This is a genomic window from Candidatus Methylomirabilota bacterium (genome assembly GCA_028870115.1).
GTDB lineage: Bacteria > Methylomirabilota > Methylomirabilia > Methylomirabilales > Methylomirabilaceae > Methylomirabilis.
The window spans coordinates 1-15859 of sequence record JAGWQH010000015.1; the positions used below are offsets into that span (position 1 = coordinate 1).

Genomic DNA, 15859 nt, shown 5'->3' on the forward strand with positions numbered 1-15859 from the left:
CCTGGTAAGCGGATTTATCCAGGACCAGATCGCGCTGATCCAGGATCGGCTCACGCTTACCCTCGGGTCCAAATTCGAGCACAACTCGTTCTCCGGTTTCGAGTTCCAGCCGAACGCGCGATTGCTGTACTCCCCCAACGACTGGAATCGGGTGTGGGCGGCGATCTCGCGAGTGGTCAGGACACCGGCCAGATTCGAGCGAGATGTCCAGACCAACGTGGCCGCGTTTCCTGGCCCCGGCGGACTTCCTACGCTCGTCCAGACGGCGGGCAACTCCGACTTTACCTCTGAGGAGTCGCTCGCCTTCGAACTGGGTTACCGGGTACAGCCGGTCGAGTGGCTGACGCTCGATCTGGCCGGCTTCTACACCATCTATGACAACCTGAGGACGTCCGAACCCAGCGCTCCTACGCTTATGGCGGACGCGGGTCCGCCTCACATCGTGCAGCCCTTTTTATTCGACAATCGGATGTCCGGCAACACATATGGCGCGGAGATCGCCAGTACCTGGCACCTTGTGAGCTTCTGGCGAGTGCACATCAACTACTCCTATCTCATGGTTAAACTCCACCCCGATGCGACCAGTGTCGAACCGACGGCCGATGAGGGACGTTCGCCGCGTCATCAAGTCCAGGTGCGCTCCCTCCTGGATCTTCCCTGGCACCTTCAGTTTGATGCATCGGCCTTCTTTGTCGATCGACTGCCTGAACTCGTCCCCTCTGTCCCGAGCTACCTGCGGCTCGATCTCCGCCTGGGGTGGCGTCCAACCGAGGCGTTCGATCTGAGCCTGGTCGGCCAGAACCTTCTGGACAACCGACATCCGGAGTGGGGTAGCATCTTCGGTATTCCTGTCAAGCCTACTGAGGTCCAGCGTAGTGTCTACGTGCAGGCCTCGTGGCGGTTCTGATCTTTGGTCAGGTGGTATATTCTTACTCGCATTATGCTGCTCTGTCTTCTACTGATGGCAAGCGGTGCGGATGGGGTACGCCTCAATAAGGCGCATGCCCAGTCGTTGCCTCTCGAATACCAGGTTAAGGCGGCTTTCCTGTATCAGTTCTCCAAATTCGTTGAGTGGCCGGCGCAGGCTTTCCGCACTAGCCAATACACGATCTGCATTGGAGTGATCGATGGCGGCCCCATGGCGAGTGCACTTCAGTCTATTGAGGGCAAGGAGGCAAAGGGCCGTCGAGTCGTAGTAAAACGGTTTAAGGGACTGGAGGACCTGGAATTCTGCCATATCTTGTATATCAGCTCTGTCATGGAGAGCCACTTGGCGGAGATTCTGAACCAGCTCAAGGAGACAAGCACACTGACGGTCAGCGACATCGATGGATTTGCCCGGCGCGGCGGGATGATCAATTTGATTATGGTTGAGGGCAAGATCCAGTTTGAGATCAACGTAGAGGCCGCCGAGAGGGCGAAGCTGCAGATCAGCTCGCATCTGCTCAGGCTGGCGCGAATCGTGCCGGGGGGACGCTAGCATGCGCTTTTTTCGGGATGTCCCTATCCAGAAAAAGCTGAGGCGCATCACGATGCTGACCACCAGTGTCGCACTGTTGCTGACCGGCGCCGCCCTCATCGTTTACGAGTTGGTGACATACCGTTCTGTCACGACCCGCGAGCTGATGAGTTTGGCTGACGTCATCGGAGCGAACAGCGCAGCCGCTCTCACATTCAACGATCCGAAGGCCGCGGAAGAGACGCTTTCCGCATTGCGGAAGGACTCTCGGATCACGTTAGCGGCCATCTACACGAAAGAGAGAAATGTTTTTGCCGTGTACCGACGCCGACATCTACAGAGGGACGCGATTCCGATCGTGCCCTTGGCGGATGGAAGTAGGTTAGAGGGAAGGCGTCTGATCATCTTTCACCCGATTATCCTCGACCAGGAGAAGATCGGGACACTCTACATCCAGGCAGACACGCAAGAGGTGTATGCCCGCCTGCGGGTAAGCGCAGTGATCGTTCTTGGTGTGTTATTGGCTTCTTCACTGGTGGCGCTGTTCCTGGCTTCAAAACTCGAGGGCGTGATTTCTCAGCCGGTTTTGAATCTTGCGCGTACGGCAGCAATTGTTTCAGAAATGCAAGACTACTCGGTTCGGGTCGCTGGGTCCAGCCAGGATGAATTGGGCCAACTGATCGATGGGTTCAACGAGATGTTGACACAGGTCCAGCGACGGGATATAGCGCTTCAAGAAGCGCGTGACCAACTCGAGGCTACGGTCGAGCACCGCACACGGCAACTGCAAGAGGCCAAACAGCGAGCCGAGGAGGCCTCCCGTCATAAGTCGTTATTCCTGTCCAATATGTCTCACGAACTCCGAACACCGTTGAACTCTATTCTCGGCTTTGCCTGGCTACTGCAGGACCCTGCCGTTAGTTCCTTGGATGAGAAGCAGACACGGTTCACGAGGAACATTGCCACAAGTGGGGAGCACCTCCTTACCCTGATTAATGATCTCCTTGACCTCTCTAAAGTCGAGGCAGGGAAGGTTGTCCTTCAACTTCAGTCCTTCCCTCTCGGGGACGCCATCAAGGAGGCCATCTACGCTATTCGCCTGCAGGCCGAGCAGAAACAACAGACACTTGAACTCTCGATGGATGACGACAAACCGATCATCATGGCAGACCCCACCCGCTTTAGGCAGGTTCTCTATAACCTTCTTGCGAATGCCGTCAAGTTCACCCCGGCGGGCGGGCGGATCAGTGTGACCGCGCAGATTATTTCAGGCGCCGGGCACCGGGAGGCGGGAAACCAGGACGTGGAGCCCCTGTACCCTGTATCCTGTACTCTGTACTCTGGCGACTGTGTCGAAATCGCTGTCTCTGATACCGGAATCGGGATCAAGTCGGAGGATCTCGCCAAGCTCTTCCAGATCTTCACCCAGCTCGAGTCTGCCATTACTAAGCAGTTTCAGGGTACGGGCCTGGGTCTTGCACTCACGAAGCAACTTGTCGAGTTGCATGGAGGATCGATCTGGGCGTCATCAAAGGGAGAGGGCCGAGGGAGTACCTTTACGGTCCGGTTACCGCTCTCCCCTCAAGGGTTGTCAGAAAGGGATACGTAAGATGGCACAAGGAAAGATTCTCGTGGTAGAGGATCACCCGATGAACCGGGAGTTGATCGTCACTACTCTGGAAGCGATGGGATACATCGTGCTTGAGGCGGAGGATGGCCAGGGGCTTTTAGAGCGGGTCAAGGTCGAGCGGCCGGCCCTCATCATCATGGACGTACAGCTTCCGTACATTGATGGCTTCACGCTCACTCAACAGCTTAAGACCGACATCGAGACGCGCGCGATTCCTGTGTGCTCGTCACCAGCGCCTTCAGTCGACCTGAAGACCGCGCGCGGGCTCTGGAGGCCGGCTGCGCAGACTTCCTTACCAAACCTCTTGATATACCACTCTTTTTGCGGGCCGTCGCCAGACTTCTGTCGCAAGTCGTGAGCTGATCAGAGTTGGACCGGGTTATCGCTGACTCTTTCCACATTGATTTCTTCACGCTGCTCGCCCTATAATATCGATGTTTATCGTGACACTCCGCTTGTTGAAGGACTGAAAATATATCGTAACCAATCAGCGACTGTTTCGCCGGGTCGCGCAGTCTGGTCTCCGGTAGGATCTTTCCAACGATAACCGTACGAAGGGAGGGGAAGACTGATGCCTAGCTATGATTTCAAGTGTGAGAAGTGCGGCAAGAAATTCTCACTGACTATGAGCATCAAGGAGCGAGAGACCAAGCGGTTGAAATGTCCGAAATGTGGCGCAGGCAAACCGGCGCCCATCTTCTCGACCTTTTTTGCCAAGACCTCGCGTAAGAGCTGAGGTGGTACGTGATTCGACGGAAGATTATAGACATTGAATGATGAAACGGTTGCTCCTGTACATTGCAGTGATGAGCGTAGGCCTGGGACTCTCGTCTGGAGTACGGGCCATGAGTGATCCGACGTCGGCTGCCGATGACCACACCCAGAACGAGTTTCTCATGCGCCATTGGCAGGTACCCATCCCGCCTCAAGGCGAGCCGCCTGCCCATTTCTCATCGATTGAGGCGTCACTTGATCCGGAAGGGTGCGCCGTCTGCCATCGAGCGCAGTACGAGGACTGGATCGGCAGCCTCCACAGCAAAAGCATGGGGCCAGGGGTGAGAGGGCAGACAATGGAGTTGATCCATGACGATCCCAAAGTGGCGCTTCTGTGCTACAGTTGCCATGTCCCTCTCACCGAGCAGCAGGAGAAGGTCGTGGACAAAGGTGGCCGCGCCTCTCTTTTCAGGAGGCACCGCACCTTTTCGACCTTGCTACCGAATGCAATAGAGAATCGGGCCGGCACCGTGATGAAATTCAAAGCTAACCGCGCCTTTTCAGCCGCGCTACAGCAAAAAGGCCTGACCTGTGCCGGGTGCCATGTGCGAGGGCATCAGCGCTTCGGGCCGCCGAAGCGAGACGGCTCGACCGAGAACTCCGCGCCGGCGGCGCAGATTCCCCACGGTGGCGCCATCAGGACGGCGGCCTTTGAACGAGCTGAGTTCTGCAAGGGGTGCCACCAGTTCGAGCTGAACGGGTATGCGCTGAACGGCAAGTTGCTTGAAAATACCTACAATGAATGGAAAGAAGGGCCGTATGCGCGGGAAGGCAAGGCCTGCCAGAGCTGCCATATGCCGGAGCGACGGCATCTGTGGCGAGGGATCCATGATCCTGAGATGGTCAAGCAAGGCGTCGCTGTCCGCCTGGCGTTGGATAGGGCGCACTATCAGGTCGGCGAGCAACTCCGGGCCGAGATCACGTTGGCCAATACCGGGGTTGGACATGACTTCCCAACTTATGTGACGCCGAAGATCGTCGTCCGGTTTGAGTTGGCAGATGCAGACGGAAAGCCGGTGGAGAAGAGTGCGCAAGAGGAACGGATCGGGCGGGAGGTTACGCTTGACTTGACGCAAGAACTCTCTGATACCAGGATTGCGCCGGGTACAAGCCGTATCGTCCGCTATGTCAGAGCGATCGATCGGACAGGGCTTACGTTGCGCGCGTCCGTCGTCGTCGTGCCGGACGATTTCTACATCAAGTTTTTCGAAGCAACGCTGCCCAAAGCGAGAGCGAAGGAGGCCAAGGCGCTGATTGAACAGGCTATTCGCGAGGGACGGGCGCGGTCGTTCCCCATCTTCACGGAGAACGTGATTGTGTCCTAATGCAGCGAATAGCTGATAGCTGTTAGCTAGGTATTGGAGGAGTGTAGTGAGGGTCTTGTTGGTACACCCAAGCTGCTTGATGTACTCTGAGCTGTTCCTCAGGCTGGAGCCGCTGGGGCTGGAGCGGGTGGCCCAGGCTGCCAGGCTGGCGGGCCATGAGGTCAGGCTCTTTGATCTCCAGGTCTTTCATCGTGAGGACTACCTGCGGGAGCTCCAGGAGTTCCGCCCTCAGACCGTAGGCTTTTCGCTGAACTTTCTCGCCAATGTCCCGGAGGTGGTGGATCTGGCAAAAGAGACCAAGCGTCTGCTCCCCGACTGTTTCGTGTTTGCCGGGGGCCACAGCGCTTCCTTTGTCCCCCAAGAGCTCCTGGAACATGGACAAGGCGCCATGGATTGTATTGTTCGGGGAGAAGGGGAACCGATTACTGCGCCCCTGCTGGAAGCGATCCAGGATGGAGGGATCGAAACGCTTCCCGGGATGGTAACGCCTTACGGTGTAGGCCCCCCACCGATGATGCTGCACGATTTGGATAGTACGCTACCCGCCCGGGACCTTGCCCGCCGACGCCACAAGTATTTCATCGGGGTTCTGGATCCCTGCGCCTCAATTGAGTTTACCCGCGGCTGCCCCTGGGACTGCTCGTTTTGCAGCGCATGGACCTTCTACGGTCGGAGCTACCGCAAGATTTCTCCCGAGGTGGTGGGGGAGGACCTGGCGAGGATCCAAGAGCCCAATGCCTTCATTGTGGACGATGTGGCTTTCATTCATCCCGAGGACGGGATGGCGATCGGCCGTGAGATCGAACGTCGGGGGATCCGGAAGCAGTATTACCTGGAGACTCGATGTGATGTGTTGCTCCGCAATCAGGAGGTGTTCGCCTATTGGAAGCGCCTCGGGCTCCGGTATATGTTCCTCGGTCTGGAGGCCCTTGACGAGGAAGGCCTGAAGCGTATCCGCAAGCGGGTGACGCCCAGCGACAACTTCAAGGCCCTGGAGGTGGCGCGGACAATGGGATTCACAGTGGCCCTCAACATTATTGCCGATTCGGGCTGGGACGAAGAACGGTTCCGGGTTATCCGCGAGTGGGCGGCCGGCGTACCCGAGATCGTCCACCTGACCGTCAATACACCGTATCCGGGAACAGAGACCTGGCTGACCGAGTCAAGGCGGCTGACCTCGCTCGACTACCGCCTCTTCGACGTGCAGCATGCCGTCCTGCCGACGACGCTTCCGCTGAAGCGGTTCTATGAAGAGCTGGTGAAGACCCAGGCGGTGTTGAATCGTAAGCACTTGGGCTGGGCTGCGGTGCGCGGGACCTTTTCCACCGCATCGAAACTGCTGCTGCAAGGTCAGACCAACTTCGTTCGAATGCTCTGGAAGTTTTCGCAGGTGTACAATCCGGATCGGCAGTACGGGGACCACTTGAAAGAGGTAAAATACGCCCTGAGCCCGCCGCCGGACCAACAGGCCGCAAAGCCAACGCCGGTCAAACTGTTCGTCCACGCTCCAGTGGCGGCCGGGCAGCGAGCGGTCCACGCCGAGAGAGACTCTAACGGAGAGGGCCTTCCTCGGTGAAGGGGCGACGCGGAATGTTGCTGTGATCCAACAGGCTGAAGAGGAGAAGGAGACGTGAAGAGGCAAGTTATCGCGTTTGCGGTCATCACGCTGCTGGCCGGAGGACTGGCTTGGGGCTCTGACTATTATATGAATCACGGACACTGGTACGCAAAGGAACCGGAAAAGGACTTCGCCCTCGCGAGGCTGATCGCCGACATTCGGACGGCTACTCAGCAGTATCAGAATCTGGAGCAGGCCAAGGCGGATGGGTACACGCAGATATCGGGGAATGTGCCGTTAGAGGGCTACCACTTTCAGAAGGCAGCTATCACGCAATTTGATTATCATCACCCCTCCACGCTCCTGTTCTCTGAAAGGGGGGGGCGCTGGCAACTGGTCGGCTTGCAGTACACGGCTTCCGGAACTCGTCCCGCCGAGAGCCCGTTTCAAGGAATAGACTGGGAGCGGAGTCTGGCGATCTGCCGTTATGCGGACTGGCAGGAGTTTCGATCACCCTCCCGGGAAGGTTGTCCTCAAGTTCATCCTGAAACACAGAGCGCGTTCACCGCCTGGTATCCGGACACGTGGGTGATCCGTCTCTGGATCTGGTATCCAAATCCGTACGGGTTGTTCGCAAGCATGAACCCGCTTCTGGCGCCGTTCGATGATCACACGATCCCGCCGGATGAAGCGGGAAGCTGGGAGACGTGGAAAGCGCATACGGCCTTCTCGAACTTTAACCACCACTTTTCCGGATGGCTGGTGCTCGTCATGGGGATGGCGATGACGGGTGCCGCCCTGTGGGGAGGTCGGGAATCGAGGTTCGCCCATCTGTGGCCGATGCTGACGCTGGGTGTGGCGCTCTTCATTCTGTACCGGAGCGACCCGGAGTATTGGCCGTTCGGCCCGAGAACCCTGACCGAACTCATGGGCGACCGGGAGGCCATCGAACACAAGCTCTCCGGCGTCATCGTCCTCGCAATGGGATCTGTAGAATGGCTGCGGGCGCGAGGTACATTCAGCCATTGGGTGTGGGGAATGATCTTTCCCTGGCTTGCCATCATGGGGGGGACGACCCTTTTATTTCATCTGCATCCTATCAGCAACTTCAACTACCTTGGGCGCAGCAATTCGCCTCACACGACCGAGGGAATCACCGCGATCCTTGCCGGCATGACGTACCTTCTGGGAACGTTGGGGATCATGAAACAACGTTGGTGGGGGCTGGTTCCGGCTCTCTTCGTGATCCTTATGGGCGTACAACTTATTGTCTATGTTGAATAGCAGCGCTGCGGCTTAGTCCTTCTTCTTCCACATCCCGTCGGATTCGGTGCGTCGCTTCAGGCTCAACAGCGCATCCGATAAATCGTTCCTGAGCATAAAATCTTCCAGGAACCTGGGGATGAAGAAGCCGCTGTCCAGGGTGGTTGTGTATCGAAGAATAGTCTTACCCTGGTTGTACGGGAGGAACTCCCAACCACCGAACGTCTCCGCGATGTCGTGTTTCCTTGATTTATCCAGCGTCCAGTTCACTGTTTTCTGGTCAGGTTTGAAGACAAGATCGATCGTATAGCTGATGACGCCGAGCGGGACGCGAACCGTCTCGGTGACCTTCATCGTACTGTGTGTCTTTTCCAGAACCTCCACCTTCTCGAGCCGCGGCATAAATTCGTCGAACTTCTGATAATTGAGCATGACCGCCCACGCAACGTCCGGCAACCTGTTGATGACGCAGTAGGCAATGATTCTGGTACCGCGCGCGCCGTCTCTTGTGGGATAGGTATCTGTCTTGACGACTACTCCGCCCTTTTCCATTCTGATTAATTCGCTTGCCGTGAGTCCAGTCGTTGCGGATTCAACAGCCCCTAAAGCGGCTGCCGGAAGCAGCAGCACGAACGCAGCAAAGATGAGGAGTTTTACCGTAGTCCTGTGCAGCATCTGAACGAGCCTCCGGTGTGGCGCATCGTCCCTGACACGGGCGTACTCACGCGCGGTCCCAGGCAAATGATATCTCGGATTGTCCATCGTGTCCATCACGGACAGTGTTATGCTGGGCTTCCGTAGCGGTGGAACCTGCAACTGGCGTCATCCTGATGTCGGCTATATGATAGAGTGATGATGGGAGGTGACTGACGATGGAAAAACAGAAGTTCCATCTTTGACCGTCGACGCTCATCTTGCTCCTGGCAGGAGCAATCGCCCTGCTGTATCGGCTCTTTGCGCACTATTTGCCTTGACTTCAGGCCATTTTTGGCTAGAGTGAGCCGGAACGCAACTCGTCGAGAACTCTGACGTCAACCCCTACAGAGGTCCGTATGTTCGCATCGCCTGGTCCATTCGTTCTGCAGATCGGCCCACTTGCCATTCGTTGGTATGGCCTGCTCTTCGCTACCGCTGTCTTGCTGGGGACCTGGCTGGCGCAGCGCGAAGCGATCCGCCGTGGTGAGGATTCTGAGCAGCTTCTCAACGTCATCGTGTTCGGCGTGATGACGGGCTTAATAGGCGCGCGACTCTACTATGTCCTGTTCAATTGGGGCTACTACGGCTCCAGGCCGCTGAAGATCCTGGCGGTGTGGGAGGGGGGGCTGGCGATCCACGGTGGCTTGCTGGCCGGGGGATTGACTGCAGTCATCTATGCCGTCCGCAAGAAGCTGCCTGTGCTGACCTATCTGGACATCATGGCCCCTTCGGCTCCGCTCGGGCAGGCGATCGGTCGGTGGGGAAATTTCTTCAATCAGGAGGCCTTCGGGATCCCGACCGACCTGCCGTGGAAACTCTACATCGAGCCTGCTCACCGGCCGCCCGATCTGGCTGCCTACGAGTATTTTCATCCGACGTTCCTGTACGAATCACTATGGAACTTCCTGGTCTTCGGGATTCTCTACTTCCTGCTTCGCCGGCGGCTACAGCGGATCCCTGGCGCGTTGACGCTCTGTTACCTTGGGCTATACTCTGTGGGCCGATTCTTCGTTGAGGGGCTCCGGATCGACAGCCTGATGCTGGGGCCCCTCCGCGCGGCGCAGGTGATGAGCCTGATTTTGATCGTGCTCTCAGTAGCCGGGCTCGCCTGGTTGAATGCCGCTGCCAGGCGGTCTCGGCCTTAAGAGGAGCAGGGTAATGGAACGGGTCGGCGTCGTCGGAGCTGGGGCCTGGGGGACTACGCTCGCCAAGCTGTTAACCGAGAAGGGATACTCAGTCGCCCTCTGGGTGTGGGAGCGCGAGCTCGCCGTGACTATGGCGAAGGAGCACGAGAACAGTCTCTATCTGCCTGGGGTTGAGCTGCCCGAGGCGCTTGAGATCACCAACTCTCTCGCTGAGGTTGCTCGAGGCTGCTCGGCCCTTCTGCTGGTTACGCCCTCTCATATCCTACGTTCCGTGTGCGCGGAGTTGCTCCTGTTGATCCGGGAATCGACACTTCTCATCATCGCGACGAAAGGCTTGGAGCCTGGTAGTTGTATGACGATGTCGCAGGTGTTACATGAGATTGTGCCATCGCCACGGACACCGGCCGTACTGTCCGGTCCTACCTTCGCGAAGGAGGTGAGCCGGGGACTGCCTGCGGCGGCGGTCGCGGCATCAGCGGAGGCGGCTGTAGCACTACAGGTTCAGGCGTTGCTCGGTACCCCAACCTTTCGCGTCTATGCCGGAAGCGATCCGTTAGGCGTAGAGGTGGGGGGGGCGATCAAGAATGTAATCGCCATCGCCGCTGGAATAGTGGACGGCCTTGGACTCGGGCATAATGCGCTGGCCGCTCTCATCACGCGAGGGTTGCACGAAATGAGCCGGCTGGGTGTCGCGATGGGCGCGCGCGCCGAGACATTCGCCGGGCTGGCTGGGCTTGGGGATCTCGTGCTGACATGCACCGGGGACCTCTCACGCAACCGCCAACTCGGGTTGGCGCTAGGCAGGGGCGCGTCGCTATTCGAACTGCTGCAGCACAGCCCGACGGTGAAGGAAGGGGTCAATGCCTCGAAGGCTGCCGTCGATCTTGCCTGCCGCTTCTCTGTTGATATGCCCATCTGTCGGGAAACCTATGCGGTCCTCTTTGAGCGTCGATCGCTGCAGGAAGCGGTGACGAGTCTGCTGGGCAGGGCGTTGAAATCCGAAGAGGCATAGAGGCTGGACGTGCCGTACGTACAGGTTGGTCGCGCTCGCATCCATTTCATTGAACAAGAGCTGAGTCCGGCGAGTCATCTGCCACCGATCCTCTTTATCCACGGGGCGGGTGGAAGCCATCAGGTGTGGCTTCAGCAGTTCAGGGCGTTAGGGCGGCGGCGAAGGGTGATCGCTGTGGACCTTCCTGGGCATGGCGATTCTGAGGGGAGCGGCGCTGATCGGATCGAGGCCTACCGCGACGTTGTTGCAGAATTTATAACGGCCCTGGGTCTCAACCGGACCGTCATGGTAGGCCACTCGATGGGTGGGGCGATTACCCAATCGATTGCGCTGGCCCAGCCGCGACTGCTTGCGGCGATTGTGCTGGTAGGGACCGGAGCAAAACTCCGCGTCCATCCGAAGATCTTCGCCGGTCTTCAGGACGATGCTACGGGAACGGTTGAACTGATGAGCGAATGGGGGCGCGCACCCGGGGCGTCGGCGGAACTGCTCAAACGGGATGCCGAAGCGATGCTGCGCACATCGGTATCGGTGATTGAGGGAGACCTTCGGGCGTGCGATGTCTTTGACCTTACGGAGCAGGTGAAGGCGATCACCCTTCCGACTCTGGTGATCTGCGGAACTGACGATCTGATGACGCCACCGAAATACGCCGAGTATCTGCACCGGCAGATTAACCAATCGCAACTTGCAGCCATCCGTGCGGCCGGCCACATGGTTATGCTGGAGAAGCCTGACGAGGTGAGTGAAAGCATTGAAGCCTTCCTCGATCGACTGGGCTGTTAAGACGTCTTCTGGTAACTACTCGGGCAGATAGGCTGAAGACTGAAGGCAGTTAGGGGATGTCATGCGTGATCACACAATTGAGCGGTTACGTTTTCGGTTGCGCATCCGGTCGACCGAACAGTCCGGCCAGCTCTTCGGCCCCTTCACGGTCTGCAATCGCGAGTACTTCATCTCCGGCTTCAAATCGGGTGTCCCCCCGCGGGATGAGGATCTGGCCGTGCCTGATGATGGTGGCGATCACCGAATTCGAGGGCAGCGTCAGATCTTTGATGGCGATGCCCAGGGCGCGGGCTCCCGGTGGGATCTTCTCCTCCACCAGCGAGTAGCGGCCTCTCCGCAGTTTCAGCAGTGTCATCATATCGCCGAGCGACATCTCTTCTTCGATCAGGCTGCTGAAGATCTGCGCCTGGTTTAAGGCGACGTCTACGTGAAACTTTTCGTCGAAGAGCCAGGCGGCGCGAGGATTATTAACCCACGCGATAGTACGAGGCACGTTGTAGCGGGTGCGTGCAAAGAAACAGAGTGCGAGATTGTCTTCATCGACAGAGGTGCACGCAGCTAACACCTTCGCCCGACGGATGCCCGCCTGCTCCAATACCTGCGGATCGATGGGATTACCTTCGTAGATCACCTCCGTGGGCAGCTCGTGATGAACGCGCGCCAGCACGTCACGTCGGTGCTCGAGCACTCGGACCTCATGCTGGCGCGCCAGCAAGAGGGCGGCCAGGTGCGTTGCGGTTCGGCCTCCTCCGGCGATCAACACAAACATGCTACCCCCCCCTTACGCCGCCTTCAGCCGGCGACGCAACGTTTCGATTCCTGCCAGATTGGTGCTCAGGTGTAGGATATCGCCTACCTCCAGACGTTCTTCGGAGGAAGGGAGCATGGCTTTACCTGCCCGGGTCAGCGCCACAGCCAGACACTCGCCTGCGGGAAGGAGATCGTGCAGAGACCGGTCGTGCCACGCCTTAGGCACGACCAGTTCATAGATTTCGACTTCACCATTGCCGGCCGAAAATACGCTCCGAGCGACCGTGGGGTAGAGCAACTCCTCGATACGCGCCGCGCCCCAACTGGTCGAGCTGACTACTTGGAGGCCGAAGGCCTCGTGCAAGATTCGCCAGCGCGGATGGTAGTTGCGGACGACGACCTGGGCCACGTGATAGACGGTCTGCGCCACGTGCGCCACCACCGCATTGAGCGAGTCGGAGTTGGTGACGGCGGCGAGACCATCAGCTTGCTCAATGCCCGCTCTGCGCAGCACATCCGTGGCCAGCGCTTCACCGTGCACGGTGCGTCCGCGAAAGTCTGTGGGCAGATTATTTAAGGCGGAGGCCACCTGATCGATGATGGCCACCTGATGCCCCTTCTGGAACAAGCGGTAGGCCAACTCTGCGCCTATCCGTCCACACCCCACGACAATAATGTTCATAGCGTATGCTGTTTCTCCGATACCCTCTCGCCATTACTCTATTTGATAGGGCACGTCGGTAATTACGATCCCCGGCTTGAACAATAACATCAGTCGCAGCAGCATCGCGGCCTGAGTATGCAAGAGGTTGTGCCACCAGCGGCGGGGGACAAACTGCGGTACGACGATGGTGATAATTTCGTTCGGCTGACGCTGCGCGGCAATTTCTTCAATATACCCTAACAAAGGCTCCAGGAGCAACCGATAGGGGGAATCGAGCACCACCAGACGGACCCCGTCGCCCCACGATTCCCATTTCCTGTTCAGCGTCTCGGCCTCCACGGGATCAGTGCAGATATGCACGGCCGTAATGTCGTCAGACAGCGTGCGGGCATAGCGGAGCGCCTCCAGCGTACCTCTGTGGACACCGCTGATCGCCAGGATGACTCGCTGGCGGGATACGCGGGGCGGCGCGCCATACTGCTCTAACGAAAGACGTGCAGCCAAGTCGCGGTAATGGTAATGGATGGCAGAGAACATCGCCACGAGAATTGGCACCAGCAGGATCACGATCCACGCGCCATCGTGAAACTTTGTCATGGCAAAGACCAACATCACCACCGCCGTACATACCGCACCAAAACCGTTGATCGCCATCTTCAGCACCCATCTGGGCTCGCGGCGGAGAGTAGAGCCTCGTTCTTGCACCTCCTGCCCCGGTGGAAGATGTCCGACCTTCCACCACCTGTGGGCCATGCCGGCCTGCGAGAGGGTGAAAGAGAGGAACACCCCAATGGCATAGAGCGGGATTAACGCGTTCACGCTGGCCTGAAACAGCCAGATCAGGAACGAGGCGATGAGGGCCAGCGCCACAATACCGCGTGAGTAAACGAGCCGGCTTCCCCGATAAGTCAGTTGCCGGGGCAAAAAGCCATCTGCCGCGAGGAGGGCGCTCAGACGTGGAAAGTCGGCAAAGGCTGTATTGGCCGCCATGACCAGGATGAGGGTCGTGGCCCCGATGGTGCAGAGGTATAACAGGCCCCGGCCCTCAAAGGTTGTGCGCGCGAGTTGAGAAATCACCGTTTCCGCCTCCGATGGAATAGCGCCGACCTTCAGAGCCAGGAAAGAGATAACCAGGAAGAGCGTGCCCAGGATCGCGGCCATCCACATGAGCGTGATCCCTGCGTTGCGACTGCGTGGTTCCTTAAACGCAGGGACCCCGTTAGAGATGGCCTCCACACCCGTGAGGGCGGTGGTCCCGTTGGAGAAGGCATGGAGAACCAAAAACAGGGAGACCGACTGCATGAAGGGTTCTTTCCCGAGATGCGGAGGGTTCTGCACAGCGCCCAGACCCCCCATCAGGTACTGAGTGAGACCGCTCCCTACGGTCAGAAACAGCATCCCGAGAAAAAAGTACGTGGGTACGGCAAACACCGCGCCGGATTCTCGAACACCGCGCAGGTTAATCAGCATCATGAACAGCACCAACCCAACCGCCAATGGTACCCGATAGGGGAAAAGGGAGGGATACGCGGACGTCATCTGGGCCACGCCGGAAGCTACCGAAACGGCTACCGTCAGGATATAATCGGTCAACAGTGCGCCCCCGGCCATTTGGGCGGGGAATTCTCCCAGGTTATCGCGGGCCACGATATAGGCGCCCCCGCCCCCCGGATAGGCGTGGATCGTTTGCTCGTAGGAGAGCGTGACAATAGTGAGCAACGCGACGATGGCCAGCGAAATCGGAAGGGCATAGACGAATGCTGCGGCCCCGGCAGCGGCCAGAACGAATAAAATTTCGTCGGTGGCGTATGCGGTGGAGGAGAGCGCGTCGGAAGCGAAGACGGCCAGACCGATGGTCTTGCCAATGGCCTGATGAGGGGCATCGGCGGTCCGGAGCGGATGGCCGATCAACCAGGTTCGCCAGGAGTGAGGCGGCTGGTATTCGGCGGTTCGCCGTAAGATGGTTGTTTCGTTCTCTTTTTCGAGAGCAGGCACAGATTGCCTCACGGTACAATGTGCAGGATCAGCGAGGTCGGTTGGTCATCTGAGCGCCAAAACGCGTGTAAGGATGCTATCCCGGTCAACTTATTCCGTCAAGTTGGCGAGCGCGATGAAGACCTGCGCTCTCACAGGCCTGTTCGTGTGATAGCATAGGGGATACAGGGCATGGCGTTCAGCAAAGCCGGCTCAATCTAGCCACTCTCCTTGAGCCTGTCAAGCATTATTCCGGCTGAAGACCACCGACGCAAGGGTCCGGGATGGGAGGAGTCCATGAGTCTGCGTGAAGGGATGATGTTTGAGAGGGTCTGGAGGGTGACTGGCGCCGAGGCGGCCGACCGGCATGGCAACCCGTTGATTCATGTGCTCACCACGCCGGTTGTGGTCGAGTGGATGGAGGAGGTGGCGACGATGGGTGTGCAGCCGTATCTACAGGATGGCCAGGGTACGGTCGGCAGTATGATGGAGATGAGGCATCTGGCGCCGACTCCGATCGGGTTCATGGTAAAGGTGGTGGCGACGCTGACGCAGATGGGAGGACGACGTCTTACTTTCCGGATCGAAGCGTTCGACGAGGTGGAGAAGATTGCCGAGTGTCAGCATGAGCGGGTCATCGTGGACCTTGCGCGCTTCCACGAGAAGACTGAAAGGAAGGCGGGAGGTGGATGGCCGCGTGAGTGAAGCGGCGGGTCCGGCGTCCAAGAGTTTCCTTGACAGTTTCCGCGAGCGGGCAAATAATACCGTTTCGGATGCGGACTATAACTGCGATACTTTATTTCACGGCCTTTGGTACTGGCGT

The 15859-nt window shown here is 58.3% G+C and carries 15 protein-coding genes and 1 pseudogene; 12 read left to right on the forward strand and 4 right to left on the reverse strand.

Annotated elements, in window-relative coordinates; translation table 11 throughout:
- The 8 genes and pseudogenes from KGL31_00745 to KGL31_00780 all read left to right on the forward strand — a co-directional run.
- Positions 1-907 (forward strand): TonB-dependent receptor (locus tag KGL31_00745; protein ID MDE2320439.1); only part of this gene is annotated, 907 nt, incomplete at its 5' end.
- A gap of 33 nt (positions 908-940) precedes the next feature.
- Entirely contained in the window at positions 941-1480 is a 540-nt protein-coding gene (locus KGL31_00750) for a YfiR family protein (protein MDE2320440.1), read from the forward strand.
- A gap of 1 nt (position 1481) precedes the next feature.
- Complete coding sequence (locus KGL31_00755) at positions 1482-3068, forward strand: HAMP domain-containing protein (protein MDE2320441.1); 1587 nt, start codon at positions 1482-1484, stop codon at positions 3066-3068.
- Position 3069: 1 nt separating this feature from the next.
- Positions 3070-3452, forward strand: a pseudogene (locus KGL31_00760) (response regulator).
- Between the two features lie 208 nt (positions 3453-3660).
- Positions 3661-3825, forward strand: coding sequence for a zinc ribbon domain-containing protein (locus tag KGL31_00765; protein ID MDE2320442.1), 165 nt, complete (start codon positions 3661-3663; stop codon positions 3823-3825).
- Positions 3826-3934: 109 nt separating this feature from the next.
- Positions 3935-5188: a hypothetical protein gene (locus KGL31_00770; GenBank protein ID MDE2320443.1), complete on the forward strand. Its 1254-nt coding sequence runs from the start codon at positions 3935-3937 to the stop codon at positions 5186-5188.
- A gap of 46 nt (positions 5189-5234) precedes the next feature.
- Positions 5235-6764, forward strand: a complete 1530-nt coding sequence (gene hpnR / locus KGL31_00775) for a hopanoid C-3 methylase HpnR (protein ID MDE2320444.1) — start codon at positions 5235-5237, stop codon at positions 6762-6764.
- A 54-nt stretch (positions 6765-6818) separates the two neighbouring features.
- A complete protein-coding gene (locus KGL31_00780) occupies positions 6819-8030 on the forward strand; it encodes a hypothetical protein (protein ID MDE2320445.1) in 1212 nt (403 codons plus the stop codon).
- A gap of 12 nt (positions 8031-8042) precedes the next feature.
- Here KGL31_00780 and KGL31_00785 read toward each other — a convergent pair whose 3' ends face one another.
- Entirely contained in the window at positions 8043-8771 is a 729-nt protein-coding gene (locus tag KGL31_00785) for an SRPBCC family protein (GenBank protein MDE2320446.1), read from the reverse strand.
- A 290-nt stretch (positions 8772-9061) separates the two neighbouring features.
- Here KGL31_00785 and KGL31_00790 point away from each other — a divergent pair, with 290 nt between their 5' ends.
- From KGL31_00790 to KGL31_00800, 3 genes are read left to right on the forward strand one after another with little or no spacing between them, the layout of a single operon-like run.
- Positions 9062-9850 (forward strand): prolipoprotein diacylglyceryl transferase, encoded by a 789-nt coding sequence (locus tag KGL31_00790; GenBank protein ID MDE2320447.1) that lies wholly within the window; start codon positions 9062-9064, stop codon positions 9848-9850.
- Positions 9822-10862, forward strand: coding sequence for an NAD(P)-dependent glycerol-3-phosphate dehydrogenase (locus KGL31_00795; GenBank protein MDE2320448.1), 1041 nt, complete (start codon positions 9822-9824; stop codon positions 10860-10862). Before KGL31_00790 ends, KGL31_00795 begins: the two co-directional genes overlap by 29 nt.
- Before the next feature lie 9 nt (positions 10863-10871).
- Positions 10872-11648 carry an alpha/beta hydrolase gene (locus KGL31_00800; protein MDE2320449.1) on the forward strand — a complete coding sequence of 259 codons (777 nt, stop codon included), beginning with the start codon at positions 10872-10874 and terminating at the stop codon, positions 11646-11648.
- A gap of 85 nt (positions 11649-11733) precedes the next feature.
- Here the strand turns inward: KGL31_00800 and KGL31_00805 are convergent, their stop codons facing one another.
- Genes KGL31_00805 through KGL31_00815 form a run of 3 tightly spaced genes read right to left on the reverse strand, consistent with a single transcriptional unit; the run spans position 11734 to position 15057 of the window.
- Positions 11734-12417, reverse strand: coding sequence for an NAD-binding protein (locus KGL31_00805; protein ID MDE2320450.1), 684 nt, complete (start codon positions 12415-12417; stop codon positions 11734-11736).
- Between the two features lie 12 nt (positions 12418-12429).
- A complete protein-coding gene (locus KGL31_00810) occupies positions 12430-13080 on the reverse strand; it encodes an NAD-binding protein (protein MDE2320451.1) in 651 nt (216 codons plus the stop codon).
- Between the two features lie 33 nt (positions 13081-13113).
- On the reverse strand, positions 13114-15057 hold the full coding sequence (locus tag KGL31_00815) for an APC family permease (protein ID MDE2320452.1): 1944 nt from the start codon (positions 15055-15057) through the stop codon (positions 13114-13116).
- Positions 15058-15333: 276 nt separating this feature from the next.
- Here KGL31_00815 and KGL31_00820 point away from each other — a divergent pair, with 276 nt between their 5' ends.
- Positions 15334-15741, forward strand: coding sequence for a thioesterase family protein (locus KGL31_00820; protein ID MDE2320453.1), 408 nt, complete (start codon positions 15334-15336; stop codon positions 15739-15741).
- Positions 15742-15859: the final 118 nt, after the last annotated feature.

Coding starts and splice junctions, on each gene's coding strand:
- KGL31_00810 (MDE2320451.1), bottom strand. CDS start 13,080: ATGAACATTATTGTCGTGGGGTGTGGACGGATAGGCGCAGAGTTGGCC.
- KGL31_00805 (MDE2320450.1), bottom strand. CDS start 12,417: ATGTTTGTGTTGATCGCCGGAGGAGGCCGAACCGCAACGCACCTGGCC.
- KGL31_00750 (MDE2320440.1), top strand. CDS start 941: ATGCTGCTCTGTCTTCTACTGATGGCAAGCGGTGCGGATGGGGTACGC.
- KGL31_00820 (MDE2320453.1), top strand. CDS start 15,334: ATGAGTCTGCGTGAAGGGATGATGTTTGAGAGGGTCTGGAGGGTGACT.
- KGL31_00785 (MDE2320446.1), bottom strand. CDS start 8,771: ATGGACAATCCGAGATATCATTTGCCTGGGACCGCGCGTGAGTACGCC.
- KGL31_00790 (MDE2320447.1), top strand. CDS start 9,062: ATGTTCGCATCGCCTGGTCCATTCGTTCTGCAGATCGGCCCACTTGCC.
- KGL31_00765 (MDE2320442.1), top strand. CDS start 3,661: ATGCCTAGCTATGATTTCAAGTGTGAGAAGTGCGGCAAGAAATTCTCA.
- KGL31_00755 (MDE2320441.1), top strand. CDS start 1,482: ATGCGCTTTTTTCGGGATGTCCCTATCCAGAAAAAGCTGAGGCGCATC.
- KGL31_00770 (MDE2320443.1), top strand. CDS start 3,935: ATGAGTGATCCGACGTCGGCTGCCGATGACCACACCCAGAACGAGTTT.
- KGL31_00795 (MDE2320448.1), top strand. CDS start 9,822: ATGCCGCTGCCAGGCGGTCTCGGCCTTAAGAGGAGCAGGGTAATGGAA.